We start from the raw sequence: 26,784 nt of genomic DNA, 5'->3' as shown, positions 1-26,784 counted from the left end.
TCTACATTATTCTGAGCGAAAAAAGGACTAAAAAATGATTTTACGGAAGTCGGACTGGCATCCAGCAGACATCATCGCCGCTTTACGTAAGCGTGGAACAACTCTGGCCGCTATTTCTAGAGAGGCAGGTCTTAGCTCTTCTACGTTAGCGAATGCACTATCACGCCCTTGGCCTAAAGGGGAATGGATCATTGCCAATTTTTTAGGTATCCATCCTTCTGAAATTTGGCCTAGTCGGTATTATGACCCTATCTCGGGGAACTTATTAGAAAGGAAAGTCAGAGATAAAACACAAGTAGAAAGCTAAAAAAATAATGAATATAAAGCCATTGTTATGAGTTATTATCGGTGGCTTTATATTCTTATACTAACTGATTAATACTAATTGATTAAGTTGAGACAATTTTTATCTAAACCCAAAAACCTTATTGATGGGGCGTTATATTAAGTCATCTATATTTCTTCACTCGATTTGCAATCTCAATATTTCCCCTACAGCCCATTAACTAACAATAAGATGCCCCATATCATTAAGCAGCCAAAAACCACTTGCTTACATCATCGATTATAAATGAGTAAAACAATTAGCCCCTATACAATATTGGCTGGCGTCTATTTTGCATCCATTACTATGGGAAATAAGTACTCATAGATCTTCATTGGAGTCAGTACATGAGGTGAAGAATACCGTGGCGTGGCGTGACAAAAAATAAAAAGGTTGAGTTCTATAGACTTGAACTCAACCTTTTTTTAGTTAGAAAAAATTAATTGGCATTAGCCGTTAATAAATTTTTCGCCTAACTCAATGTCTGCTTTTAATACACTTAACATTTCTTTTAGCGCATTTTCTTCAAACGCACTTAATTTACCCACTGGTAAGTGTTTTTCGATACCATTTTTACCTAAAACAACTGGTTGTGCGAAGAAGCGTGCGTGCTCACCATCACCTTCGGTGTAAACACATTCAACAATATTGCTTTCGCCTTGTAGGCCGCGAATTAAAGATAAGCCTAAGCGTGCTGCTGCTTGGCCCATAGACAGAGTCGCTGACCCGCCACCGGCTTTAGCTTCAACAACTTCTGTACCTGCATTTTGGATACGCTTAGTCAGAGCTGCAACTTCTTCGTCAGTGAAGCTAACACCTTCAATTTGTGATAATAAAGGAAGAATTGTCACTCCTGAGTGACCGCCGATTACAGGAACTTCGATGTCATTGACATTTTTGCCTTTTAATTCAGCAACAAAAGTATTAGAACGAATAATATCCAGTGTTGTCACACCGAATAAACGATTCTTGTCGTAAACACCTGCTTTTTTCAGTACTTCTGCTGCAATTGCAACTGTAGTATTCACAGGGTTAGTAATAATACCAATTAACGCTTTCGGGCAAGTTTCAGCGATTTGTTGGACCAGATTACGAACAATACCCGCGTTAATATTAAACAGGTCAGAGCGATCCATGCCTGGTTTACGCGCAACACCCGCTGAAATAAGAACAATATCAGCACCTTTTAGCGCCGGTTTTGCATCTTCACCAGCAAAACCTGTTACTTTAACATCAGTAGGGATGTGGCTTAAGTCAGCAGCAACACCTGGCGTTACTGGTGCGATGTCGTAGAGGGAGAGTTCTGAACCTGCTGGGAGCTGGTTTTTGAGAAGAAGGGCTAGAGCCTGACCGATACCACCTGCTGCACCTAGGACTGCAACTTTCATTCTGAAACTCCTTAATTTGTACTTTAAAAAGATATCACTTTATTTGTTATACACTTAACACATTACGTATAAAAAACAATTTGTTAACAGATAGAGAGAGAGTTTAACGCTAGAGAACTTGTCTACTAATTGCCAGTATTCTAAACAAATTCCTTATCTGTTAATGAGATAACGGGCACTTTTTTAACAAATAGTTTTTCTTACTATTGATTTTCGCACAATAAGTTGTTTTTACTGTTTATTATTCAAACAAAATCATTTTTATTAACAATAATTTTACAATATTTATTGCGTAAGTTCATTAGCCTATTATGCTGACGCTTAACTATGGGCAAACAAGATAAATTAATGTTTATCATTAACCTCTCCATGGCTCTTTAACTCAAGGGCACATTGAATACTGTTTATAAAATCATCATAACGCAATTTTGTTGCATAAAAATGCACTTTTACGGATAATACAACTCAGTTTAATGCCGAAGAATGGGTTAATTATGCGCACTCCGTCTAAACAAGAAGACTTGGTTAAGGCTTTTAAAGCCCTATTGAAAGAAGAGAAATTCAGCTCACAAGCTGAAATTGTCACAGCTCTCCAAGAAGAAGGCTTCGAAAACATCAATCAATCAAAAATTTCCAGAATGCTGACAAAATTTGGTGCGGTTCGCACCCGTAATGCAAAAATGGAAATGGTGTATTGCCTACCGACAGAGCCCGGTGTTCCTACTGCTACCAGCCCTCTCAAAAATTTGGTGTTGGATATTGACTATAACCCTTCAGTTGTCGTCATTAGAACTAGCCCAGGTGCCGCACAACTTATTGCACGTTTACTAGACTCTTTGGGGAAAGCGGAGGGGATTTTAGGCAGTATCGCGGGAGATGACACGATTTTCTCTACGCCTGCAAATAACTTCACAACGCAAGAACTGTATGAAGCTATCTTAGCGTTGTTTGAACAAGAATTATAATTTTATCGATATTCATTGATATGAAGAGGGAAGTCTTATTTCCCTCTGTTTTTTCTGCCCCCTAACTGCTTTGGGACTTCGCTGTGTTATTCGACATTTTCCGTAACCTCGTACATTATGGTTTCCATTTTTTGATGCCAATTCTATTTGCTTATTTATTTTGGCGAAAAAATTGGAAGATCGCAGCGTTAATCATGATAGCGACTATGGCTATCGATTTAGACCACCTATTAGCAGATCCAATTTTCGACCCTGAGCGTTGCGGTATTGGCTTTCATCCTCTTCATTCCCTTTGGGCTGCTATTGCTTATGTGGTGTTATTATTTATGCCTTCATGGAAGCTCAAGGCTGTCGCTGTAGGTTGCTTATTCCATCTTTTTACAGATTCATTAGATTGTTATATGGGCAGTCTCAAAAAAGAAATGAATGCCCCAATCACGTTGAGCTTAGCTGTCACACAATGCCCTATTTCTGTGCCTTCCTTGAGTGTTAATTAAGCTTTCATTTATACCATAGATATAATTCCAAAGAACGATAGTCATCCATAGCAACAATATTTAATGTTAATGAAACAATTTATCAACAATTGAGGCCGTGGAATGATCAAAAAAACACTATTAGCCGTTGCATTAAGCAGTGCAATATCAAACTTTGCTTACAGCGCCCCCCTTGAAAAACCTAATATTTTAATCATTATCGCCGACGATATGGGGTATTCCGATATCAGTCCTTTTGGCGGTGAGATCCCGACACCTAATTTACAAACAATGGCAGAACAAGGTGTCAGAATGAGCCAGTATTACACCTCACCAATGTCTGCACCTGCACGTTCCATGCTACTCACTGGCGCCACCAATCAGCAAGCTGGTATCGGTGGAATGTGGTGGTACGAAAATACAGTCGGTGAACCAGGCTATGAATTACGGCTAACTGATCGCGTTGTTACCATGGCCGAGCGTTTCCAAGATGCTGGCTATAACACACTGATGTCAGGGAAATGGCACTTAGGCTACAGTTCTGGCTCCAAGCCAACCGATAGGGGTTTTAACCAAGCTTTTGCCTTTATGGGAGGTGGCACTAGCCATTTTGATGATGCAGTTCCTCTTGGTACCGTTGAAAGTTTCCATACCTATTACACGTTAAATGGTAAGAAAACCGCTTTACCTGCGAATTTTTACTCCAGCGAAGCTTATGCACAACAACTTGAAAAATGGATCAAAGAAACACCCAGTGAACAGCCCATTTTTGCTTATTTAGCCTTCACGGCTCCCCATGACCCCCTACAAGCACCAGATGACTGGACCCAGCGTTTTGACGGTCAATATGATGAAGGCTATGGGAAAATTTACCGGCAGAGAATCAACCGATTAAAAAAAATCGGGATTATTACAGATAAAACGCCGATGCCTCACCTTGATTTAGATAAAGAATGGGAACAACTCACCCCCGAAGAAAAACGCTATACCGCTAAAACCATGCAAGTCTACGCCGCCATGATAGCTAATATGGATGAGCAAATTGGCAATGTATTCCAGACGCTAAAAGAAACTGGGCGAGATAAAAACACCATCATTATTTTTGCCACTGATAATGGAGCTAACCCTGCTCAAGGCTTTTATTACGAGGGCGACCCTGCATTTTGGACGCAATTTGATAATAGCTACGAAAACTTAGGCCGTAAAAATTCATTTATTTCAGCAGGCCCTCATTGGGCTAATGTTAGCAATGCTCCGTATGCCAATTACCATAAAACTACTAGCGCACAGGGTGGCATTAATACCAATTTCATTATCAAAGGCCTTGGTATCCATAAAGCGGGTAGTATTGATAATACCCCTATGGCCGTTTATGACATCGCGCCAACCTTATATGAATTTGCCAATATTGACCCCAATAAAAAAATTAAAAATATCAACCCAGTCCCCATTAGAGGAGTTAGCTTTAAACAACATTTTACCCAAGATATCCCCGTTAAAACCCGCTATTCATTTGCCATGGAATTACATAATCAGGCAGCCTTGGTTGAAGGTGATTGGAAACTACGCCGCCTTGTTCCAAACTCGGCAAAAGCAGAAATGGCGCCATGGGAGCTGTTTAATTTAAAAAATGATCCGCTAGAAACGCAAAACGTTGCAACACAACATCCGAAGATCCTTGAGAAACTTCGTCAGCAATATGAACAATTTGCTAAAACTGGCATGGTGATTGAAGCCAAAGGAGAAGCCATTGATTATATTGGTTATGATGAAAAAACAGGTAACTATATTGGTATCGACCCCAAAACGCATAAACGTATTATTCCCTCAGTGAATCAATCAGGGGAATAATATGAAAATCGCCTTTTATGATAGCCTTTCTTCGTTTTCACCGCCCACAAGGGCGGTTGTCCCTTTTCATATTTTGCTTAAACCTGTTGGGGCGGGTTGTAACCTGAAATGTGATTATTGTTATTATCCAGAAGACCAATTACCTAGACCTAAACCCATGATAAAAGAGATGTTAGAACCTTTTATCCGTAATTATATTGCTTCTCAACCAACCTACAGCAAAGAAATTAATTTTGTGTGGCAAGGTGGAGAGCCCCTACTTGCTGGGTTAGATTTTTATAAAAAAGCCATTGATTTGCAGCAAAAATATGCACCAAAGCATGTGAAAATCTCTAATAGTCTACAAACCAATGGTACCTTGCTCACCCCTGCATGGTGCCGCTTTTTAAAGCAGCATAATTTTATTATTGGTGTGAGTTTAGATGGACCAAAAGAAATACATGACCGCTATCGTTTAGACAAAAAAGGCCAGCAAGGTAGTTACAACGCCGTCCTAAAGGGCATAAGGCTTCTACAAGAGTTTGATATTGAATTCAACATCTTGACGGTTGTACATGATGCCGTAGCCAATCAAGCACAAACCATCTATGAGCACTTTATTCAGCTTGGTGTAAAATTTATTCAATTCCAACCATTAATGACCGAAGGTAGTGCGCTTGAACATCAATTTACATTGACGGCTCCTAATTGGGGAAAATTTTTAACTGATATCTATTTACACTGGAAATCTCAACGCCACGTTGGCAATGTACATGTGATGAACATTGAGCACGTTTACAGCCAGTATTTTACCCATGTTAGCCAGACTTGTGTCCACTCAGAACGCTGTGGTACTAACTTGGTCATGGAAGCTCAAGGGCAAATATTTGCCTGCGACCACCAAATAAATAGTAGCCATCACATTGGGAACATCTTAGAACAAACACCTTTGAGTGAACTCGTCCTCAATTCTATAGAGCTACCTTTTGGGCAAAATAAAAGCACCCGCAGAGAATGCCAATCTTGTACGGTAAAAGCGGTTTGCCAAGGCGGATGCCCAGCGCATATCAATTCGATGGGGAAAAACAAGTTATGTGAAGGCTATTTTCAGTTTTTTAATACTGTTATGGCACCGCTAAGGAAATATGAACGTAGTATGCGCGGCGTTCAACAATGGCGGCAAGAAATAGGGTTTTAACGAAGGTTAGTATTAACCAAAAGCCCCTATCTCACAAACTATGATAGGGGGCTTATTTACAGATAAATACGGTTTAAACCATTACTCATCTAATTCTATTTCGGCTTTAGCCTTTAAACCCGCAAGCAATTTGCCATGAATGCCACCAAACCCGCCATTGCTCATCACGAGAATATAGTCGCCAGGTTGAGCCGTCTCAATGACCATATTTGTCAAAGCGTCAATATCAGCGCTCCAACGAGCAGGTTGCACGCATTTCTCTGCAATATCCGTTACCATCCACGGAATATTAGCAGGTTGGAATAAAAAGACTTCATCTGCACGGCCTAAGGCTGGCGCAATATCATTTTTGTTAATCCCCATTTTCATGGTGTTCGAACGAGGTTCGAGTACGGCGATAATGCGTGAAGTCCCCCCCACTTTGCTACGTAATGCTTCTAATGTTGCCAAGATAGCGGTTGGGTGATGAGCAAAATCATCATAAACACTCACACCATTCTCAACACCACGCAGCTCTAACCGCCGACGTGCATTGATAAACTTATCCAAAGCAAGGCAAGCTTCCTTGGCGGGGACGCCGACATGATGTGCTGCGGCTATCGCCATCAATGCATTTTGAATATTGTGATTGCCCACTTGTGACCAAGTGACTTCACCCACTTTCTCTTGTTGATAGTAAACCTCGAAATGGCTACCATCATGATTCAATTTTACTGCCTGCCACTCACCATGCTCACCACCAACAAGCTCCTGTTCACTCCAACAGCCCATACCAATGACTTGTTTTAAGTGATTGTCATTATCTGGTGTGAAAATTTTGCCGCTGGCTGGAACGATACGAACCAGATGGTGGAATTGCTTTTGTATCGCCTCAAGGCTTTCGAAAATATCCGCATGGTCAAATTCAAGGTTATTCAGGACTAACGTTCTCGGGCTGTAATGAACAAATTTAGAACGCTTATCAAAAAATGCACAATCATATTCATCTGCCTCAATAACAAAATATGGGCTTTCCCCTATTTTTGCCGACACATCAAAGTTACCGGGGACACCACCAATTAGGAAACCAGGCTTATAACCACAATCTTCTAACACCCACGCTAACATACCCGCGGTAGTGGTTTTTCCATGCGTCCCTGCCACAGCGAGCACCCAGCGTTCTGGTAATACATGGTCATGTAGCCACTGAGGACCTGAAGTGTAAGGTAAGCCTCTTTCTAATACAGCTTCAACACAAGGGTTACCACGCGTCATGGCGTTACCAATAACCACCATATCCGGTACTGGGTCGAGTTGTGAAGGGTCATAACCTTGAATGAGTTCAATGCCTTGATTTTCAAGCAAAGTGCTCATTGGTGGATACACATTTGCATCAGAGCCCGTGACTTTATGGCCTAGAGAACGAGCCAATATTGCTAAGCTACCCATAAAGGTACCGCATATACCTAAAATATGTATGTGCATTCTTTTTCATCCAATTAGCATGAGGTTTGTCACTATTCTACCCATCAATAGCAGGTTTATAAATGCATTAACCTATTAATCTTTTTTTTATTTAGTTAAACTCTCTGCGCGCGAGGGTACAATACCCCGCAAAACCTTTGTCAATTTTATTCAGGACCTTCGTCATGAAAACATTAGGCGAATTCATCGTCGAAAAGCAACAAGATTTTCCTCATGCAACAGGTGAGCTGACATCATTACTATCAGCAATCAAACTGGGCGCTAAAATTATCCATCGTGATATTAACAAGGCTGGGTTGGTAGATATTCTTGGCACCAATGGTGTTTCGAATATTCAAGGCGAAGTCCAGATGAAGCTAGACCTGTATGCAAACGAAAAACTGAAAGCGGCTTTAAAAGCCCGCGGAGAAGTTGCCGGTATCGCCTCTGAAGAAGAAGACGAAATTGTCATTTTCGAAGGAGATCGTGCTGAAAACGCAAAGTATGTCGTTTTAATGGACCCATTAGATGGTTCTTCAAATATCGATGTAAACGTTTCCGTTGGGACAATTTTCTCAATTTATCACCGTATTACACCAATTGGGCAACCAGTTACTGAAGCGGATTTTCTACAGCCAGGTCATCGCCAAGTTGCTGCCGGTTATGTTGTTTACGGTTCTTCTACTATGTTGGTATACACCACTGGCGTTGGCGTCCATGCATTTACCTACGACCCTTCTTTAGGTGTTTTCTGCCTTTCTCATGAGAAAGTCATGTTCCCATCAGAAGGTAAAATGTACTCTATCAACGAAGGTAACTACATCAAGTTCCCAATGGGTGTTAAAAAGTACATTAAATACTGCCAAGAAGAAGATAAAGCGACAAACCGTCCTTATACCACCCGCTATATTGGCTCTTTAGTCGCAGACTTCCACCGTAACTTGCTTAAAGGGGGGATTTATATTTACCCAAGTACAGCAAGCCATCCAAATGGTAAACTGCGTCTTCTGTATGAGTGCAACCCTATTGCATTCTTAGCTGAACAAGCCGGCGGTAAAGCAAGCGATGGCGCTAACCGCATCCTGGATATTATCCCTAGTGAATTACACCAACGTGCTCCTTTCTTCGTAGGAACAGAGTCAATGGTGGAGAAAGCAGAATCATTCATGCGTGAGTTCCCTGACACCGAATAATTCATATAACTAGCTAATAGGCGGGGCTTCCCGCCTTTTTTGCCCCTTTTTTTCTCCAACTAGTGAGTTTTCCCCCCTTTTACGGCTATAATGTCCCCACGTTATCTACCCTGAGATTTAACTTGCATGGAAATAAGTCATTAATACCGTTTCCACCAGCAGCTTAAAAGTCAGTAGGTAAATTCATTATTCACACAAAGGATACACTTAAATGGGCCTGAACAATGTACCGGCAGGTAAAGATCTGCCAGAAGATATCTACGTTATCATCGAAATTCCAGCTAACGCAGACCCTATCAAATATGAAGTTGATAAAGAATCTGGCGCGCTGTTTGTAGACCGTTTTATGTCAACAGCAATGTTCTATCCATGCAACTACGGTTACATCAACAATACTCTGTCTTTAGATGGCGACCCAGTTGATGTGTTAGTCCCTACTCCATACCCATTACAGCCGGGTTCAGTTATTCGTTGTCGCCCAGTTGGGGTTTTAAAAATGACTGACGAATCAGGTGAAGACGCTAAATTAGTTGCTGTTCCACACACTAAATTAAGCAAAGAATACGACCACATTAAAGATGTGAACGATATCCCTGAACTACTGAAAGCACAAATTACCCATTTCTTTGAACACTACAAAGATTTAGAAAAAGGTAAATGGGTTAAAGTTGACGGTTGGGATAACGTAGAAGCCGCTAAAGCAGAAATTATTTCTTCTTTCGAACGCGCTGCAAAAAAATAATTTTCCCTTAAGGGTCATTGTTAAAAGCTCTGGTAAATACCAGAGCTTTTTTATTTTATTAACAAACTACAAAGCCTAAATGGCTAAACGTTTATTCTTCTTCATTACGTTTAAGCCAGTCACCACTTTTTATGCGGCGCAGACCATCAACAGAATGTTTATATAGATAAATCCAAGCATTGCCATATGGCGTCGAAATTAGCTCCCTCGCATAATCTTGGGAGTTTTTCTTTAGCTCATCTAGCTCTGTTAAGATAGATGGGTTAATGCGATATACCTCGCACTCTATCACCCCATCCCCCTTAACCACCGCAGGATAAAACCCAAGATCATACAGTTCATAGCCTTCTAGCTTATGCTCCCCTAACAGTTGAGCATAAGTCATCCAGTGATGATTACCTTGCTTTTGCCTTAAGCTGCCATAAACAATTACACGCATAATCTAAAACTCAAATTGGTAAAGGAGATCCAAGGCCTGGTTAACACCAGACACCGCTTCTAAATACAGTTTTGGCATCAATCGATAACGTAACGTTAACGTCGCCAATGAGTCAAAGATACCAACACCATACTTCACTTGTAAATCATTAGTGATCTTACCACTCACCACAACTTGGGAGCTATCCCCCACACCTTGGGTATCAACAGCCAAATCAGATACCCCAAATGTTTCACCAATCTTGCCAACTAATTGCCCACTTTGTGCAACACCAAGGCCAATAAGCATTGATGTCATTTGTGAACCATTTGCATCACCACTATCTAACCCTTCCCCTCTTAACAGATAAGAGAGTGCTTCTTGTTGCGTTTTGGCAGGTTCAGAGAATATTTCTACCTTCGGCTTATCTGCAAGCCCTGTTACCTTAACACCCGCAATAACATCATCAGCGGTGTTATCTGGGTTACGGATAGCTTCTAAATTTAAGAATGGCTGATCGGCAGGGCCAGAGAACTGTATTTGGCCTTTGCGGACGATTAAGTCTTGCCCATAAGCGCGGAAACGCCCTGCAGGAATATCAACTTGACCATTCAAACTGAGGCCATGCTTATTTTGAATAACTTTCAACAAGCCAGTCAAACGAGCTTTCAAACCAAACGCATCTAACCGAACATCATTACCAATTTTAATATCTAGATTGGTTTGAATTGGGATTGATGGCGCTTTTTCTTCTATTGGTTTTAAATCACTATCTAGCATAACCACATCAGATGATGCGCTAACCGCAGATTCAGGTAATTCCTGAACAGTAATTCTTGCCCAAGGGATTGTCACAGAACCATTCAAGGTTAATAAGGATGGCGATGCATCAAACACAATATCCGGCTGTACATCAATCTTAATCATTGGTGGCAGAGAAACCCGTAAGTTATTACCACGCGCCATTATTTTAGCTCGCCACGCATCAATGTTACGCCAATCAGCATCACCATCGATATTCAAATAACCTTCCGGTGTATTGATTTGCCCATTCATCACAGAGCTAGTGCCATTAAAATTAATACCTAAATGACCACTTTTAATATCAAATGGGATCATCGCTGAGCGAACTTCTAAGCTAGAAAGCGATAAATTACCATTTAATAATGGGTTATTTGCTGAGCCCCCTAGCCGTAAATTGGCACTCAAGCGGCCATTAGCCACTTCTTTTTGACCAAGCAGCGGTTTAATTAAATCTAAAGTAATCGAATTGATTTCTACATTACCCGCTAACAGACGGCGTTTTTCAATATCTGAAATTTGAATATTGCCGCGCATCTGGCCGTTATTCTGCAAACCAAACAACCAATTAACGTCTGCCTTACCATTTTTGAGCCCTGCACTTAACGTTAAGGTATCAAATGCGATAGGTAAGCGCGTCCCTTCAACAAACTGTGTTGCTTTAACGTCATTGCCACGTAAATCTAACTTCACTTGCGGCATACTGCCATCGTCTTTCCAAATAGCGTTTGCTTTGCCACTAAAGACACCACTAACACGTGTATCTTTAGGCATAAACGGTTTAATCATTGCTAAGTCAAAGCGTTCTAATACAATGTCAGCACTGCCGCTTTTACCTGCTTTAATTGGTTTTGGCACACATAAACGCGCATCTGGATTTACCCAGCAATGACGACCAATTGTCACTTCTTGCGTTTGATTAGCGTAATTAAGTGACATGGCTTGATTCAAGCGCCACTCACCGACAACAGTATCAAATAACGTATTGGTCAGGTTACCTTTCCACACTTCTGTTTGGCGGTCAAAGCTCCCTGCGAGTGATAACTGCCCTGAGACAGGTTCACCTTTAACATTCAGCTTCAGTGTATGCTGCTTTTCACTACCTTTCGCGTCAAGATTCAGGTTACTAATGACCATATCACCTTGCTTTAATTGGCGTAAGACAACGGATAAATCGCCTTTTATCTGCTCACCAGTAGCAACATTACCCTTAATAACCACGTTATCAATAGCGAGATCATTTTGCCATTTCACACCGCGAGCGGTTAAGTCAATTAACGCTTCTGGCGTTTGCAAATTACCCCGTAATTTCACATCACCAACAATCACCCCCCCTAAACCGGGTAGTAGACCATTGAGCCCAGGTGCGTTAATTTTTGCATCAAGATTCCATTTATCAGCAAGCGTCCCTTTTACATCAATATTATTTTTGCCTAGTGCTAAATTAAAATTAGGGATGTCCCACTGACCGGCTGCATTGCCTTTTGCCTGCCCACGCGCTTTCAGTAAGTTATTTTTTACATTACCATCCAGCATAATTTCAGGGACTTGCAATTGCCAGCTCCCACCGTATAGGCTACCGCGCGTAACAATTTTACCATCGACCTTCGCTGGCCACTCGGGATATTGTTTAGCGGTATTGATACCTGACAAGGTTAGCACCGCATTCCAACTGATTGCTTTACTCCAGTCAGCCACCCCTGTGATGTCCGCATTCCCTTGTAAAGCGGATAAGCGTAAACGCGTAAGGTTAATTTGCTCTTCATTACCTTTGGCGTCTAAGAGTAAGGTTGATGGAGGAAGATCTTGCCCAGTAATAGCAGAACGCAAAGACATATCATAAGCGGATGGGCGGCCATTTAAACGTAGGCGTGTGCCATCTAACTGGTACTGTGCATCACCGACTAAAGGCCATGTCAGCTTATCGCTTTTTAGTGTTAATAAAATTGGCAAATCCGCTTGTGATAAGTCAGTTTCTGCATCTAACGTCGCATTAATTGGGCCTTGCAGATTCAATGCCAATTTTAGTTCATCAATTAAGCCGCCCTTTAAAGACAAATCTATTTTTTGCCCATCTAAATCCTCTAAACGGCTCTCTCCCAATATTGATAAAGATACTGGCCACTTATCTTTCAACATTGCTGTTCCAGATAAAGCCACATTACCTTGTGGCGCATCAACTTTTAACTGTTTAACCAGTACCTGCTGCCCCTCATTAGACAAGCTAAGATGTAATTGGTTAATCTTAACGTCAGCCCCACCAGTTAATTGAAAGTTCGATGCATTAATCCCCTCAACATTTAAATTAACAGGTAAAATTATTTCAGGTAATTCAGCCAGTAGCGGTTTTGAGAACAATTCTTTTAGTTCATCTGCTAACGATTTTTGCTCGTTAATCGGCACAGGGTCGGGTTGTTTGTCTTCCGTCGCCTGATCTTGTTGCGTTTCAGGTAAATGAATTGCCAAGTCAATAATATCTGTCGGAATAATTGTGATAGCTTTATCTTCCCACGTTACCCCTGTGGTAAATTTAGCTAAATCAATATCCATACCATCAACATTGACGTGAGTTGAAACTAACGAAAGCTGGTTTAAACGAATGGTTAGCGGTGCTTTGAGTTCAGTTAGTGGCTCTGAAGCAGGTGCTTCTTCTGATGGCGGTAACTGCGCCGTATCAACATTTACCATTACATTATCAGTGCTAAGGTTATCAATACATAATTCACGGCTTTTCAGGCAGCCTAGGCGTAATGCTAAATGTAATTCCCCTGCATTAACATCAATGCCTGGCATTTGATACTTCACGCCAGTCAACGTTAAATTACTGATATCACCATCTATTTTATCAATCGTTAATTCAGGAACAAAGCGAGTCGCTGAATTTAAAGCAAAATGAAGACCGGATTGGGTGCCAATTACCCAACTTAATGCCGCAATAATAAGAACTAGAATTAATAAAATGGAAAGACTTATCCATTTTAGCCATTTCAACCACCTCATAATTCAGTCCCCAAACCGATATAAAATTGTATTTTGTCGTTATTTGAATCACCGATTGGTGTTGCAAGGTCAAATTTAATCGGTCCTACTGGAGAAACCCAGCGAACACCTATACCTGCGCCAGTTTTAAAATCACTCTTTTTAATATCATTTACTGCTTCGCCGCTATCAATAAAAGTGGCGCCCCACCAATTACCCGTGAAATTATATTGATATTCAACAGAGCCAACAGCCAGCTTAGATGCCCCTGTCAGTTTACCTTTACTGTCTTCTGGGGAGATTTTTTGATATCCATATCCACGCACACTACCATCACCACCAGCGAAGAAACGCAAGTCTGGCGGGACTTTGTCAAAATCATTGGTTTCAATCCAACCTATATTACCTCGCACCACAAAACGGTGCCCCTCCCATGGGGTTCTTATCCATACATTTTTAGCTTGCAATACAGCAAAGTCGATATCTGAACCCCAAATTTTATTCGAATAATCAATTGAATAACGTTGGCTATCCCCCCAACTTGGCATCACACCACCACGTTGACGAATGCGACTAACATAAGCCCCTGGATACAATAGCATTGTCGTATTAGTGACATCAGCTTGGGTAAAGTTACTCAGCATCCAACGCATATTCACGCCATATTGCCAACCGGAAGAGTAGTCCCAGTTACGAGATACATTTAAAGTCGTAGTATTTGATTGTGTATCATTTAAATCGGTGCGTTTAAAACCGCCTTGAACGGCATAGTATTGCTCTAAAGGATTGGCTTTTAATGGAATTTTATAACTAGCGTCAATCAATTGCTCTGGTTGAGAAAGGCTGATACTTGATGTAAAACTTTGCCCCCTTGAATTGACCCAAGGTTTATTCCATGTCGCTTTAACGCGCGGGCCGACATCAGTTGCATAACCGCCACCAAGTTCAATAAAGTTTTTGGCGCGGGGGACCATCACACCCTCCATAGGTAACACATCGGAATCCGCCTCACGCGCTTTTGCGATGTCCGGAGTGACAATCGCAGAAGAGAACCAGCCAGTTTCTGCTAACCGACGGTTAAACTCAGCGAGTTGTTCGGAGGTGTAATATTCCCCTTTTTTAAACGGAGCGAGATTATTCAAATAATCTTCACGAATTTGCGACCCTTGATAAGAAATGGCGCCAAAGCGATAACGCTCCCCACTATTAAAATCAAAATCCCAATAAGCAGCATGGTGGTCAAGAGAAATACCTAATTGGCTTTTCTCCATCATTGCATCAAAATAACCTTTACGAATAGCTAGGCTGCTAAAACGACCTTTGAAATCTTCATATTCACCATCATTTTGGATAATACCCAGTTTTGGTGTGTATTTTTTAACCATCTTTTCATAGTCAGGGTCGGTTTTTGCACCACCTTGTAATTCAACTGTCACCCCTCTCAATAAAATGGGTTCTCCAGGAGTTACTTTAGCAGTCAATACAGAACGAGCAGGCGGGGTTTTTTCTTCATAACTAAACTCAACGGAAGGTTGATAATAACCTAAAGGCTTTAAACCTTCTTGAATTGCTTTCTCAACACGGGCTCGAAAACGACCATTGGGTACAACTTCATCTTGAGATATATTAGAAAGTTGTACTCGCACGTTTTGATTAAGTTGGCCTTCAAGCCCTTCAATATTAAGGCGAAGGTTCGCTGCGTGTGCCACTGGTAGTGCCGCAGTTAGGCAGAGAAAACAAGCTAGTGGGTATTTCGACACGCCTACTCCTAAGGTGGTTATTCGATTGACTAAATACTTCATATCAATTTATTTTGAGTAAAATTAGCCGGATACACAAGTTTTTATCCCTATTTTTAGTTTTTTTGTGCGGTCAATATACATAGGAATCATTATGCCATTTAATAAATTTCACTCTGCAAATATTGCACAACCTCTGCCCGGCAGAGCAACCGCTATAACTTACTCACCATATCATGCGGTTAACCATCATTCGATTGAGATTATTCCTAAGAATATGGAAATCGCTTATTTTGCTATGGGGTGCTTCTGGGGTGTAGAGCGTCTATTTTGGCAGCAATCTGGCGTTTATTCCACTTCAGCAGGATATTGTGGTGGGTTAACACCAAACCCAACCTATGAGGAAGTGTGTTCAGGGTTAACAGGGCATGCGGAAGCCGTCCGGGTCGTTTTTGACCCACAAACGATCGATTACACCCAATTATTAACCTTATTTTGGGAAAATCACGACCCTGCTCAGGGGATGCGCCAAGGTGGCGATATTGGCAGCCAATACCGCTCGGCCATCTATACGGTTTCCGATGAACAAGACCAGCAAGCAATGAAGACCTTGCAAGCATACCAAGCAGCAATGAAAGCACAAAATGATGTACGTCAGGTTACAACTGAGATTACGCCATTGGAAACCTTCTATTTCGCAGAGGATTACCACCAGCAGTATTTATACAAAAACCCAAATGGTTATTGTGGCTTAGGGGGTATTGGTGTTTGCTTACCCCCCTCATTAAATAATTAAAACATAAATTATTAGTTTTTAATTTGTTTTTCATTCTAGATAAATCATGTTGTAGATAGATAATAAATTACCTGAGCATAATCGAGTACACGGCTCAGGCAATAAAGTAAACACCGCCCTACAACATGATTTATGATGAATATCTAGCCAGATAAATATACCCGATGCTATACTCATCGAACATATCAATTATTTTGCGCATAGTGCGCTACTGTATATTTACTTATTGAATATATTTTCTACCCGAGATGATACCTACTGAGATCATTAAAAATGAATCAATCTTAGTGTTGAAGGGTGTCAGGAAAACCTATGATTAACAGCTTATTGATCGTTCTTTTATTATGTGCAATTAGCGCATTCTTTTCTTTGTCTGAAATTTCATTGGCGGCTTCCCGCCGTATTAAACTTAAGCTAATGGCAGACGAAGGGAATATTAACGCGGCCCGAGTACTCAAATTACAAGAAATGCCTGGTATGTTTTTTACCGTCGTGCAAATTGGCTTAAATGCCGTTGCCATTCTTGCAGGTATTGTGGGCGAGTCAGCTTTTTCACCTGCATTGTATGATGTATTTATTCAGTTTTTATCCCCTAACTGGGCACAACAAATCGCTTCAATCATTTCTTTTACCATTGTGACTAGTTTATTTATTTTAGTGGCGGATTTAACACCAAAACGTATTGGCATGGTGAAACCCGAAGCAATCGCCATCCGTATTGTCAATCCAATGCGCTTTTGTTTGGTGGTTCTCAGCCCTTTTGTCTGGTTCTTTAATGGCCTTGCCAACCTCATCTTCAAGCTATTCAAGTTACCTATATCGCGCAATGAAGATATCACCTCTGATGATATCTTTGCCGTCGTTGAAGCAGGCGCGGTCGCTGGGGTATTACGTAAGCAAGAACATGAATTAATTGAGAATGTTTTTGAGCTTGAATCTCGTACTGTGCCATCAGCGATGACACCACGTGAAAGTATTATCTATTTTGATAAAGACGAGTCAGAAGAAAGTATTAAACATAAAATCTCAACTCAACCACATTCTAAATTCCTCGTTTGTGCTGGGGGTATTGACCATGTCATTGGTTACGTTGATTCCAAAGAGCTACTTAATCGCGTATTGAATGGGCAAAGTCTAAGTTTAAAAGACGGTGTACATATTCGTAATACGCTAATGATACCGGATACCCTTTCCCTGTCAGATACACTAGAAGCATTTAAAACGAATGCTGTCGATTTCGCCGTTATTCTTAATGAATATGCGCTTGTTATGGGTATCATTACTATCAACGATGTGATGATTACTTTAATGGGCGATTTAGTTGGCTCAGGGCAAGAAGAACAAATTGTGGTACGTGATGAGAACTCTTGGTTAGTTGAAGGGGGAACCCCTATTGAAGATGTCATGCGCATTTTAGATATCGATGATTTCCCTGACTTTAGTAACTATGAAACCATCGCAGGCTTTATGATGTACCGGTTAAGAAGGATGCCAAAGCGTACAGATTACGTTAAATATGCGGGTTATAAGTTTGAAGTTGTCGATATTGATAACTACAAAATCGACCAACTACTGGTAACTCGCCTCACGGCAATACCAGCACCAGTAATTGTACAACCGGGAAAAAACACGACTGAAACGGCTGATGCAAAACGACAAACCAAAGATACTGAACACTAATATTTAGTTGCAAAGCCGTTTCATTTCAATGCGCCACCTTGAGTGGCGCTATTGTTAACCAAACCTAAGTTTGATTAACGCTACCCTAACTCCGCCTGTAATAATAATACCTGTTTGTTAACCTCACTCATCACATTGTAATGGCGCTTATCACTGACTTTAGGTGGTAAAATTTTCCCATAATTAAACTCAAATGCCCCAAAATCCTTAATATAGAGCCTGCCACGGAATAACGTTTTGACGTAAAGAGCAATCTTAAATGGGTTATAACGGTTAAAAATTTTCATTAGAACTTAGCCTCCCCTTTGTTCTTACGATATTCAATAACTCATACCGTACAATAATCATAGACCAGAAATTTCCATTTTGGTTCTAAAATTGCAGTTTTATTCAATTTGCTGACATAACATGACAGTGTCAAATAACTGTTAAATCCTTACAAACCTTGTCTTTATTCTGAATTTTAAAAAAATGTTAAATTCTCTTTTGAAACTCATCCGATGAGCTATGCTATAAGTATCAATTATAGAATTGGTACTTAGGTTCACCTCTCTAACAAGGCTAAAGCAAAATTTAAGGGGTATATATGATTAAAAATCTTTTAGTGTCGATTTTTTTACTCGGAATATCAACCGCCGCCACTGCTGCTAATATTCAATTAAACCAAACAGTTCCTGCCGTTTCTCTATCTGACAAGGGGGAGCTCATTATAAACGATGAAGGGAAACTGGATAATCAGCCATGGAAAAGCCAGCAATTAATTGGCAAGGTACGCACTATCCAACATATTGCGGGCCGCTCTTCAGCGAAAGAACTTAATGCACCGTTAATAGAGGCTATCAAACAAGCCAAACTCCCTCACGATGCCTATCAAACCACGACTATCGTGAATGCGGATGATGCTATTTTCGGTACAGGTGTATTTGTTAAAAATAGTGTTGAAGACAGTAAAAAAGAGTTTCCTTACTCTCAATTTATTGTTGATAGTGACGGTGTCGTCAAAAATGCATGGGGGTTAAAACCTGAAAGCTCCGCAATTATCGTATTGAATAACCAAGGGAAAGTATTATTTTTCAAAGATGGTGAATTAAACCCTCAAGAAATTGAAAAAGTGATGAGTTTACTTGTTTCCAGCTTAAATCAGTAACATGACATACATCTTATGTAGTGTCCCTTAAGTGCACACTACATAAGCCCATTACCAATCATAAAACAGCGAACACAAAAATAGTCAGTTATTCTAAAATTCCTCAATATGCCATATGCATAATTATAACTATTTCATTAATAACTACTCATTATTATATGGTTTATTGATAGTTTTATTAACCAACACATATTGCTTTAAAAACTTCCCAATAAAAACAATTTATAACCAAGGTGGTTGTGTTCTTTGCATTACCCCATTCTACCTAATTAATATTAACGCGTTATATCTTAGCGACGCTGTAACTCACATAAATTTAATAAACCAACCAATATACTTTAACGCAAAAACCGCCTTTATCACTGTTAGCAAAAATAACCTGTAAGTTATGCAATTGAGCAATTCGCTTAACAATAGATAGCCCTAAACCACTCCCTGTTTTTTCTTGCCCCGCAGGCCGATAAAAACGTTCTCCCAAGCGTTGTAAAACTTCTGGGGTCACCCCATCACCATCGTCTTCAATTTCAAGGTGGTCTGCGTACAACGTTAGCGTTACTCGCCCTTTCGCTTTGCCATAGCGTATTGCATTATGAAGTAGGTTTCTGAGCAGTACACTCAATAACAGTGCTTGGCCTTTTAATGTCGGCGGTTCGCCTTTAATCATGCTGATCACCGTGGTTCCTTGAGCCTGCGCCTCCGGCTGAATATCATTGATTGCAGTTTCAATCAGAGATAACCAAGATAATTCAGTAATATCTTCAAGTTGGGATATCGATTCTAACCTCGATAATGTGAGCAATTGGTCAACAAGACGAGATGCACGGTCAATCCCTTCGGATAAGTTTGCTACTGCATGGTGACGAATATCAGTGTCATTCCCTGCAATTTGTACCACCTCCGCTTGCACTTTTAAGGCTGCGAGAGGACTACGCAGCTCGTGGGCAGCATCAGATGTAAACTGCCTTTCACGCGCAAACATATTATTGATTCGCTCAAACAAACCATTCATTGAGTCTATGATTGGCTTTGCTTCGGTTGGAATACGTGATACTTCAATAGGTGTTAATTCATCAGGCTGACGATAGCGTAATTGGTTTGCAACTTCTTTTAAAGGCCGCAAAGCACGGGTTAAAAGCCATAGAAATACGACTAGCATCAACGGCAATGCCACCAACCAAGGCATAAATTGCGCCACCATGATATCCGTTGCCATTTCTTGCCGATATTCCCACTCTTGGCCAACCACGATAACATATTGCCCATCTTGAGATTTTAACCAAACAAAGCGCCACGAGTCATCGCTTCCTGTAACTCTCCCATCAGAAAAGCCTTCCCTTGCAAAGTTAAATACAATCTTTTTCCCATTATCACCATCATTTAAAACCATCTGCCCCTTAAGCGTAAAAATAGCAAAAGCTAATGCATCATCATCTTGATCGCCTCGATTTTTCCGTAATAATTTTTTTGTTTTCTTTAATGAAGGTTTAGACAATTCAAGATCTGAAGGCAATACAGACAAACGTTTAGCAAATGCCATTTGTTGTGTATCAAATAGCTCATTAATGGTTTTATACGTTTGATACCAAGCTAGTGAACTCGCGATACCCCATGTCACCAATGCTAATAACAGCAACATTAAGGTAAGTTTTAGCCGAAGACTAAATGTTTTCATTATTCATCATCACCTAATCGATAACCGACACCATGAACAGTACGAATAAACGTATTACCTAACTTGCGTCTTAAATGGTGAATATGTACCTCAACTGAATTACTCGATACTTCCTCTTCCCAGTTATACAGTTTCTCTTCTATTAAGCCTCGCGATAGAATTTTATTTGGGTTATGCATAAATAGAGATAATAATGCCAATTCTTTCCCTTTAAGTTGAACAGGCTCCCCTTTAACAGTTACCGTCATCCCAGACGGGTCCATTTCCACATCTCCATGAGTCAATTTAGGTGTTAACTGACCACTTCGCCTGCGGATCAATGCCTGCAAACGAGCCATAACTTCCATTAAGGCAAAAGGTTTGCACAGATAATCATCCGCTCCACGTTGTAAGCCTTGTACCCGCTGCTCCAGAGCATCTCTGGCTGTCAAAATTAATACCGGTTCATCACGCCCCTGTTTGCGCCAATGTGCCAAAATGTCCATGCCATCAATATTGGGTAATGAGAGGTCAAGTACCACGGCATCATAGGGAGCATCAAAAAGAGCAAGTTGCCCCAGTTTTCCATCCATAAACCAATCAACAGAAAAACCCAGTTGAGTTAACCCTACTTTTAACCCATCACCAATTAGCCTGTCATCTTCGATTAATAGAATACGCATAACCCCTCCGTATCAGAATATTATTATATTTATCCCATCAGTAATGAAATGACTAGCTATTATTTATTAAATTAAAAATATAATGCATCAATTAAGTTTCTTAAGATCCTGTTAAGATTTACCTGCTTTAATAACTTCCATATAAACAAGTTTACGTCTTATTTGGAGAAACTGATCATGAAAAAATTACCTTTAATTACATTAATTGCCGCTCTTGCAACAGCCCCTGTTTTTGCTGCAAATGGCGGTTTTGACGGTCCGGGTGCTGTCACTAATAATACAACGCAAACCAATCAAAATGGGGGCTTTATTGGCCCTAATAGCGGAGAAACAACCGTCGCAAAAGCACTAGAGATGTCTGATGATAGCTGGGTTATTTTACGTGGTAATATCGTTAAACAACTTGACTATAAACATTATGAATTTACTGATGGCACAGGCACCATCAACCTTGAAATCAGTGAAAAACGTTGGAATGGTGTTAATGTCACACCAAAAGATAAAGTCGAAATCCGCGGTAAAATCGATAAAGATTGGAATTCAAGGGAAGTTGAAGTTAAACAAATTCAGATCATTAAATAACCCATCATATCCCTTCGTTAGCATACTTCAGGGTTGTACCTGAAGTATGCTATTACTTCATCGCCAAAATCCTATTTTATACCAATATTAACAATGCTAGATTAGACATAAATATAATTGTTATTTTGGATCATCCAATGTCACTGAAACACCCCCAACTACGTAATATCAAAGAAAAACTGCTTTCCGATAATTGGTATATCTTAAAAAAATACACCTATGAATTACAAAGAAGAGATGGAAACTGGCAACAACAAGAGCGTGAAGTCTATGATAGAGGCAATGGCGCGGTCATTCTGCTCTATAATAAAATAAAAAACAGCATTATCTTGATACGCCAATTCCGTATGCCTATGTACGTAAATGGTTACCAGCATTTCCTGATTGAAGCTGCCGCAGGCTTGCTTGACGATGCTTCACCGGAAACCCGTATCATTGCCGAAGCAGAGGAAGAAACTGGCTTTAAAGTCGACAAAATAGAAAAAGTCTTCGAAGCATTTATGAGCCCCGGTTCCGTTACCGAGAAGCTATATTTCTATATTGCTGAGTACAACGACAATAACCGCAGCAATGCAGGTGGCGGGTTAGCTGAAGAAGGTGAAGATATTGAAGTCTTAGAATGGCCATTTCCTAAAGCGTTAGAAGCTATCAAAACTGGCGAAATTGTTGATGGTAAGACTATTATGTTAATACAATACCTAGCATTGAATTCAATTCTAAAATATTAATTTTTATAAAGTGCTAAAAGCCTTTATTACTATAGCTATAAGATAAAACGAGTAAAACTTCCAGGGATTAACAAACCGTGGTCACGATAAGCCAAATTAAAATAATTCATTAATGCTTTTTTGAACCCCGTTTCTGTCGAGTATGAAAAAACACCATTATTAGAATCAAACAACTCAAATTGTTGGTTAGATATACGTTGAACCATAATTATGTGCCCTTCAGAAAGAATTGAACCATCTGACTTTCTTATATACGCCCTTATTAGTGCAGTATCACCCGGGTTTAGCTCCATCACATCATCCTCTAATTTTTTGACTAAATCATGGTGCTCTCCCCTATATCTTACAGTCGGTTCTCTATGATATTTCTGGGTTTTAAATAAAGAAGGCTGAGTTTGTTTTCTCTCTATACTATCAAATACCTTCCCTGAGAAAGAAGCAGGCTTTTTTAAATCCTCTTTTAAGCTAGCAACAACAGAAAATAAGTGTTTTTGTGGGTCAACGCTTTCTTCTAACCGTTGCAAGATCTCTAAAGATAACCCATGACATAAGCCATCAGGGTGTTTTTTCTTTAATAGGTTAGGGAAACTAAATTGATCTAATTTAGCATATCGAAATGCGGTTGTTGCTAAATCGTCTCCTCCTCGATTTACCCTAAACTTTGAATATTTAGCTAATGGATTGAATAATCTTTCTGCCGCAATACCTTCTAATGTATTAATTAAATCTAACCATTTGCCGATAACCTGCACCATCAACCTTGGTGCTTTAGCAAGATTAAGTGATAAATATATTTTTCCAACCATCAAATTTTTCTTTGCCTGCTCTATATCGGCACCACGATCTGAGTTTTCAATTAGCTGCATATCTAAATATATGTTTGCTAATTTTAAAGAAATGCCCGCCATAAATTCAGCGGATATAATCCAAGGTGATGATACCCCTGTAGTTGTTAACATCATGATAACTTCAGCAGACTCAATCAACATTTTCTTGACGTCATTACTTAATTTTGCTGTTTTTTCATATGATGTATAAATAACACCGTTTAGATCAGAAAAATTTTTTTCAACTCCACTTTTTAGTAGCAATCGATAAGGGTCAATCTCAGGCTCAGTTTTAAACTGAATATTGGGGCTTCTTTCAATAAAGGTTAACCTATGCTGCCACTTCTGATTTAGTCGGTTATCTATATGTTTAATATTTTCTAAATTATTTTTGCTAAACCCCTCTTGGTCAATTTTAGTTAAATGCTTATGAATAAATTTAGCTAACTTCTTATTTTCGTGGAATGTACTAGAAATAATAAGGTCATTATCTGGAAGTGAAAAAATTAGGTTATGATGTTCACTTCCAAGAGAAAGTAAACCAGGAACAACTTTACCCTCAAATAAAACGACACTAGGCTTGATTAATCCACTAATAAACCCTTCAATAATATGTTGATAGATCTTAGGTTCTTTTGATAATTGTTGAGATGATTTTGATAAAACATGAAAAATTTTACCATGTACACTGAATTTAAAATCATCAATAAAATCAATGTCATCTATTTTTTTAAATGCAGAATTCTCAATTTCTGACATAACTGAGTCCGCAATATTTAATCGGCTTTTTTTATCATTTAATAATTTGAGTAATGTTTCATTCTTCGCATCATTATTTTTACTATTTATTTTTAAAATACTTTGAGAGCCTCCCACATGAATAAAAATAGAACGATCTGCTTCCCCCAATAGAACCTTCCTTAAGCTAAATTCTTTTATTGTATTAGAAAACGAAATACTTCCTTTAAAGTTAGCTCCCTGATAAAAATGAACCTGCCAAACTTTATCGAGATCAGTACAATCAATATTTATGCCATTAACTAATAAACCAGATAATATTAGCTTATCTAACTCTTCTTTAGCATTCTTAACATTATTTTCTAGCTCCAATTCATTTACCTGCGTTACTTTTAATTCAGCAGCTATTCTTTCCATTTGAGTCTCTAGACTAAGTTGCGATTTTAAATCATTTTGAGACATCTCAATACTTGCCGCTGCTTCCATAGAATTAATTTTAGCAGTGAGCAATTTATATTCTTTTCTTGCATTAGCTAGCTTTACTTCTGTGCTATATTTTTCAGAGCTAATATACCTAAAGGCAATTGGGTTACTATTTTTAGGCAATGATTCCAAATGCTGGCTATATTCCTTACATTCTAAATCAATTTTATTTTTTTCTGCATACAAGTAATCTATTTTTTTATAGAAACCCACCCAAGCTGTAGAAAAATTGGGGTTATCAGGGTGAAGTAATAAATTAAGCACAGACAAATTTTCAGTTTCTTTGGTTAACCTTGCTTCCTCCCTAGCGATATGCTGCTTTAATTTTTTTATTTTACCTTCATTGTTTACTAACCTACTATTTTCTCGACCTAAATAGTTTATTGGCTGTCCAAATAATGCTTTAAACCTATGGCTAAAAGCTTTAGCCTCTGCTTCTTTTAACATATTTTTAGACTTATTTATTATTTTTATTCTACGTGACTTGTCCTTTTCAAATCTATTTTTTAATAAGTTAAAATCTAATGGCCAGCCTTTAGCCTCTAACTTAAAAACCAATGAGCCAATATAACTTTTTTTACCTATAAAACCAGTTTCTGTTTCCCTTAAGTGATCTAGGTATGCATTTGTTTTCATATCAAATTTTAGGTTAAGTGATTCGAAAACACTTCGTCTTTTCCTATGAAAATGAATAGTATCATTATAATTTCTTTCACCCCTTTCCATCCCCATCAAATTTGTTGTATTCTCCTCATGACCACTACGATGAATGGCATTATTTTTTTGCAGATCCAATAATAATAAGCTACCAACTATTAACCCCTTGTTACCTTTCAACGATAATTTATGATTAATATTAGGCTGAGTTTGAATTGGAGGTTGAGTTACCTCAATAGCTTCGCGATGGATATGTTTCCCAATATCTAAAATTTCTTTTAATGCCTTATTAGCATCAACCTTCTCGGCTTTTTTTACTATTCTCCCATTTAAGTTTATTCTGTTAGGAAAATGTGTAGTATTAGTTATATTTTTAATTATTAAAGGAAAAGATGAAATTGCATTAGTTATCTTATCAAAAATACTAGTTTCATTACTTCGCAATGAGGGTTTATATGATATTTTATCCATTATCTAACTTTTAAAAATCAGTTAACATTTGGTTTTTACAATACATTATGGATATAAAAATTCTTATATAAAACATCAAAAATATTATATTTTGTATAATCAAACTACAACCCAACCATAGAAAAACCTAAAGTAAATATACTTAAAAATATTTTCTAAGCATAGAAAATCTATCCAAGATATATTTAACGCCATCCTAAAAAGACAATCAAATTAAGATTTAAAAATTAAATTTATTTAATATTAATGGTAAAAAACCAAGTTTCACTGTTGTTATTAAGCTATATTTAGATAATCAGATAATATTTTTGACCTGAAGCCTAAAACACTTTAAATTTAAAACTATATCAAAATTAAATATTATCTTTTTAAGAGCTTTGCTTGTTATATCTAATGAATATCGAATAGTTGTGATACATTTCTGTACGTCATTAAGGAGCTAAACAAAATGATACGCTGTGTTCGTATGTGGACGGGAGAAGATGGAAATTCTCTATTTGAAGAAGGAACTCTAGAGCTTGGTCGTGTTCCTAATGCAGATGGTGATAACCAAACTCTTCCTATAGCTGTTAGTGAACTTTCTTTTCGTGAAACCGTTTCAGGCGGATCTTTCGATTGGCATAAGGACCCCGTTCCTCGTTATGTCATCACTCTTACCGGTACTTTAGAGTTTGAAACTAAAGATGGCTCTAAGTTTGTCATTAACCCAGGTGATATTCTGTTAGCGCAAGATAATACTGGGACGGGTCATAAGTGGCGGCTTATTGGTGATGAACCATGGCGTCGTGCTTATGTTGTCTATCAAGAAGATACTCAGCTTTGCTTCACCCCGACTAAAAATTAG

The 26,784-nt window shown here is 39.1% G+C and carries 22 protein-coding genes; 13 read left to right on the top strand and 9 right to left on the bottom strand.

Annotation, left to right across the window (positions count from 1 at the left end; all coding sequences use genetic code 11):
- Positions 1-34 precede the first annotated feature (34 nt).
- The gene (locus M1F14_RS05105) at positions 35-307 is read left to right on the top strand and encodes a helix-turn-helix transcriptional regulator (RefSeq protein WP_042845755.1); all 273 of its coding nucleotides are present in this window, start codon (positions 35-37) and stop codon (positions 305-307) included.
- Between the two features lie 467 nt (positions 308-774).
- Here M1F14_RS05105 and mdh read toward each other — a convergent pair whose 3' ends face one another.
- Positions 775-1,713, bottom strand: coding sequence for a malate dehydrogenase (gene mdh, locus M1F14_RS05100; RefSeq protein WP_042845761.1), 939 nt, complete (start codon positions 1,711-1,713; stop codon positions 775-777).
- Positions 1,714-2,207: 494 nt separating this feature from the next.
- Here mdh and argR point away from each other — a divergent pair, with 494 nt between their 5' ends.
- The 4 genes from argR (at position 2,208) to M1F14_RS05080 (ending at position 6,182) form a co-directional block, all read left to right on the top strand.
- Positions 2,208-2,678 (top strand): transcriptional regulator ArgR, encoded by a 471-nt coding sequence (gene argR, locus M1F14_RS05095; RefSeq protein WP_042845763.1) that lies wholly within the window; start codon positions 2,208-2,210, stop codon positions 2,676-2,678.
- An 83-nt stretch (positions 2,679-2,761) separates the two neighbouring features.
- Positions 2,762-3,175 (top strand): DUF6122 family protein, encoded by a 414-nt coding sequence (locus M1F14_RS05090; RefSeq protein WP_052219328.1) that lies wholly within the window; start codon positions 2,762-2,764, stop codon positions 3,173-3,175.
- A gap of 105 nt (positions 3,176-3,280) precedes the next feature.
- Positions 3,281-5,005, top strand: coding sequence for an arylsulfatase (locus M1F14_RS05085; RefSeq protein WP_181469354.1), 1,725 nt, complete (start codon positions 3,281-3,283; stop codon positions 5,003-5,005).
- A 1-nt stretch (position 5,006) separates the two neighbouring features.
- On the top strand, positions 5,007-6,182 hold the full coding sequence (locus M1F14_RS05080) for an anaerobic sulfatase maturase (RefSeq protein WP_048605828.1): 1,176 nt from the start codon (positions 5,007-5,009) through the stop codon (positions 6,180-6,182).
- Positions 6,183-6,263: 81 nt separating this feature from the next.
- Here M1F14_RS05080 and mpl read toward each other — a convergent pair whose 3' ends face one another.
- Positions 6,264-7,646: a UDP-N-acetylmuramate:L-alanyl-gamma-D-glutamyl-meso-diaminopimelate ligase gene (mpl, locus tag M1F14_RS05075; protein ID WP_181468823.1), complete on the bottom strand. Its 1,383-nt coding sequence runs from the start codon at positions 7,644-7,646 to the stop codon at positions 6,264-6,266.
- A gap of 164 nt (positions 7,647-7,810) precedes the next feature.
- Here mpl and fbp point away from each other — a divergent pair, with 164 nt between their 5' ends.
- Positions 7,811-8,818: a class 1 fructose-bisphosphatase gene (gene fbp / locus M1F14_RS05070; RefSeq protein WP_042845769.1), complete on the top strand. Its 1,008-nt coding sequence runs from the start codon at positions 7,811-7,813 to the stop codon at positions 8,816-8,818.
- Positions 8,819-9,029: 211 nt separating this feature from the next.
- The gene (gene ppa, locus M1F14_RS05065) at positions 9,030-9,560 is read left to right on the top strand and encodes an inorganic diphosphatase (RefSeq protein ID WP_042845770.1); all 531 of its coding nucleotides are present in this window, start codon (positions 9,030-9,032) and stop codon (positions 9,558-9,560) included.
- Between the two features lie 91 nt (positions 9,561-9,651).
- On the opposite strand, the gene M1F14_RS05060 is transcribed toward ppa, so the two are convergent.
- Genes M1F14_RS05060 through M1F14_RS05050 form a run of 3 tightly spaced genes read right to left on the bottom strand, consistent with a single transcriptional unit; the run spans position 9,652 to position 15,518 of the window.
- Positions 9,652-9,999 (bottom strand): gamma-glutamylcyclotransferase, encoded by a 348-nt coding sequence (locus tag M1F14_RS05060; RefSeq protein WP_042845772.1) that lies wholly within the window; start codon positions 9,997-9,999, stop codon positions 9,652-9,654.
- Positions 10,000-10,002: 3 nt separating this feature from the next.
- Positions 10,003-13,779, bottom strand: coding sequence for a translocation/assembly module TamB domain-containing protein (locus tag M1F14_RS05055; protein ID WP_181468824.1), 3,777 nt, complete (start codon positions 13,777-13,779; stop codon positions 10,003-10,005).
- Positions 13,776-15,518: an autotransporter assembly complex family protein gene (locus M1F14_RS05050; RefSeq protein WP_071548697.1), complete on the bottom strand. Its 1,743-nt coding sequence runs from the start codon at positions 15,516-15,518 to the stop codon at positions 13,776-13,778. The genes M1F14_RS05055 and M1F14_RS05050 overlap by 4 nt, the downstream gene beginning before the upstream one ends.
- Before the next feature lie 133 nt (positions 15,519-15,651).
- Between M1F14_RS05050 and msrA the strand changes: the two genes are divergently transcribed.
- Together msrA and M1F14_RS05040 are read left to right on the top strand one after the other, a co-directional pair.
- Positions 15,652-16,293, top strand: a complete 642-nt coding sequence (msrA, locus tag M1F14_RS05045; protein ID WP_181468825.1) for a peptide-methionine (S)-S-oxide reductase MsrA — start codon at positions 15,652-15,654, stop codon at positions 16,291-16,293.
- Between the two features lie 312 nt (positions 16,294-16,605).
- Positions 16,606-17,973 (top strand): hemolysin family protein, encoded by a 1,368-nt coding sequence (locus M1F14_RS05040; RefSeq protein WP_042845776.1) that lies wholly within the window; start codon positions 16,606-16,608, stop codon positions 17,971-17,973.
- Between the two features lie 80 nt (positions 17,974-18,053).
- On the opposite strand, the gene M1F14_RS05035 is transcribed toward M1F14_RS05040, so the two are convergent.
- Positions 18,054-18,260, bottom strand: coding sequence for a DUF1107 domain-containing protein (locus M1F14_RS05035; protein WP_042845777.1), 207 nt, complete (start codon positions 18,258-18,260; stop codon positions 18,054-18,056).
- Between the two features lie 299 nt (positions 18,261-18,559).
- On the opposite strand from M1F14_RS05035, the gene M1F14_RS05030 reads away from it, so the two are divergent.
- Entirely contained in the window at positions 18,560-19,120 is a 561-nt protein-coding gene (locus M1F14_RS05030; RefSeq protein WP_181468826.1) for a YtfJ family protein, read from the top strand.
- A gap of 316 nt (positions 19,121-19,436) precedes the next feature.
- Here the strand turns inward: M1F14_RS05030 and qseC are convergent, their stop codons facing one another.
- Both qseC and qseB read right to left on the bottom strand, forming a co-directional pair.
- Positions 19,437-20,792 (bottom strand): quorum sensing histidine kinase QseC, encoded by a 1,356-nt coding sequence (gene qseC, locus M1F14_RS05025; RefSeq protein WP_071548699.1) that lies wholly within the window; start codon positions 20,790-20,792, stop codon positions 19,437-19,439.
- Positions 20,792-21,454: a quorum sensing response regulator transcription factor QseB gene (qseB, locus tag M1F14_RS05020; protein WP_042845780.1), complete on the bottom strand. Its 663-nt coding sequence runs from the start codon at positions 21,452-21,454 to the stop codon at positions 20,792-20,794. The genes qseC and qseB overlap by 1 nt, the downstream gene beginning before the upstream one ends.
- A gap of 177 nt (positions 21,455-21,631) precedes the next feature.
- Here qseB and M1F14_RS05015 point away from each other — a divergent pair, with 177 nt between their 5' ends.
- Complete coding sequence (locus M1F14_RS05015) at positions 21,632-22,036, top strand: YgiW/YdeI family stress tolerance OB fold protein (protein ID WP_042845781.1); 405 nt, start codon at positions 21,632-21,634, stop codon at positions 22,034-22,036.
- Positions 22,037-22,173: 137 nt separating this feature from the next.
- Positions 22,174-22,764, top strand: coding sequence for a GDP-mannose pyrophosphatase NudK (gene nudK / locus M1F14_RS05010; protein ID WP_181468827.1), 591 nt, complete (start codon positions 22,174-22,176; stop codon positions 22,762-22,764).
- A gap of 35 nt (positions 22,765-22,799) precedes the next feature.
- Here nudK and M1F14_RS05005 read toward each other — a convergent pair whose 3' ends face one another.
- A complete protein-coding gene (locus M1F14_RS05005; RefSeq protein ID WP_181468828.1) occupies positions 22,800-25,940 on the bottom strand; it encodes a hypothetical protein in 3,141 nt (1,046 codons plus the stop codon).
- A 448-nt stretch (positions 25,941-26,388) separates the two neighbouring features.
- Between M1F14_RS05005 and M1F14_RS05000 the strand changes: the two genes are divergently transcribed.
- The gene (locus tag M1F14_RS05000) at positions 26,389-26,784 is read left to right on the top strand and encodes a cupin domain-containing protein (protein ID WP_042845785.1); all 396 of its coding nucleotides are present in this window, start codon (positions 26,389-26,391) and stop codon (positions 26,782-26,784) included.

Source organism: Providencia sp. PROV003, from assembly GCF_045040775.1.
GTDB lineage: Bacteria > Pseudomonadota > Gammaproteobacteria > Enterobacterales > Enterobacteriaceae > Providencia > Providencia huashanensis.
Note: the sequence above shows the minus strand (reverse complement) of the source record. Positions and strands in the feature narration are given on the sequence as shown.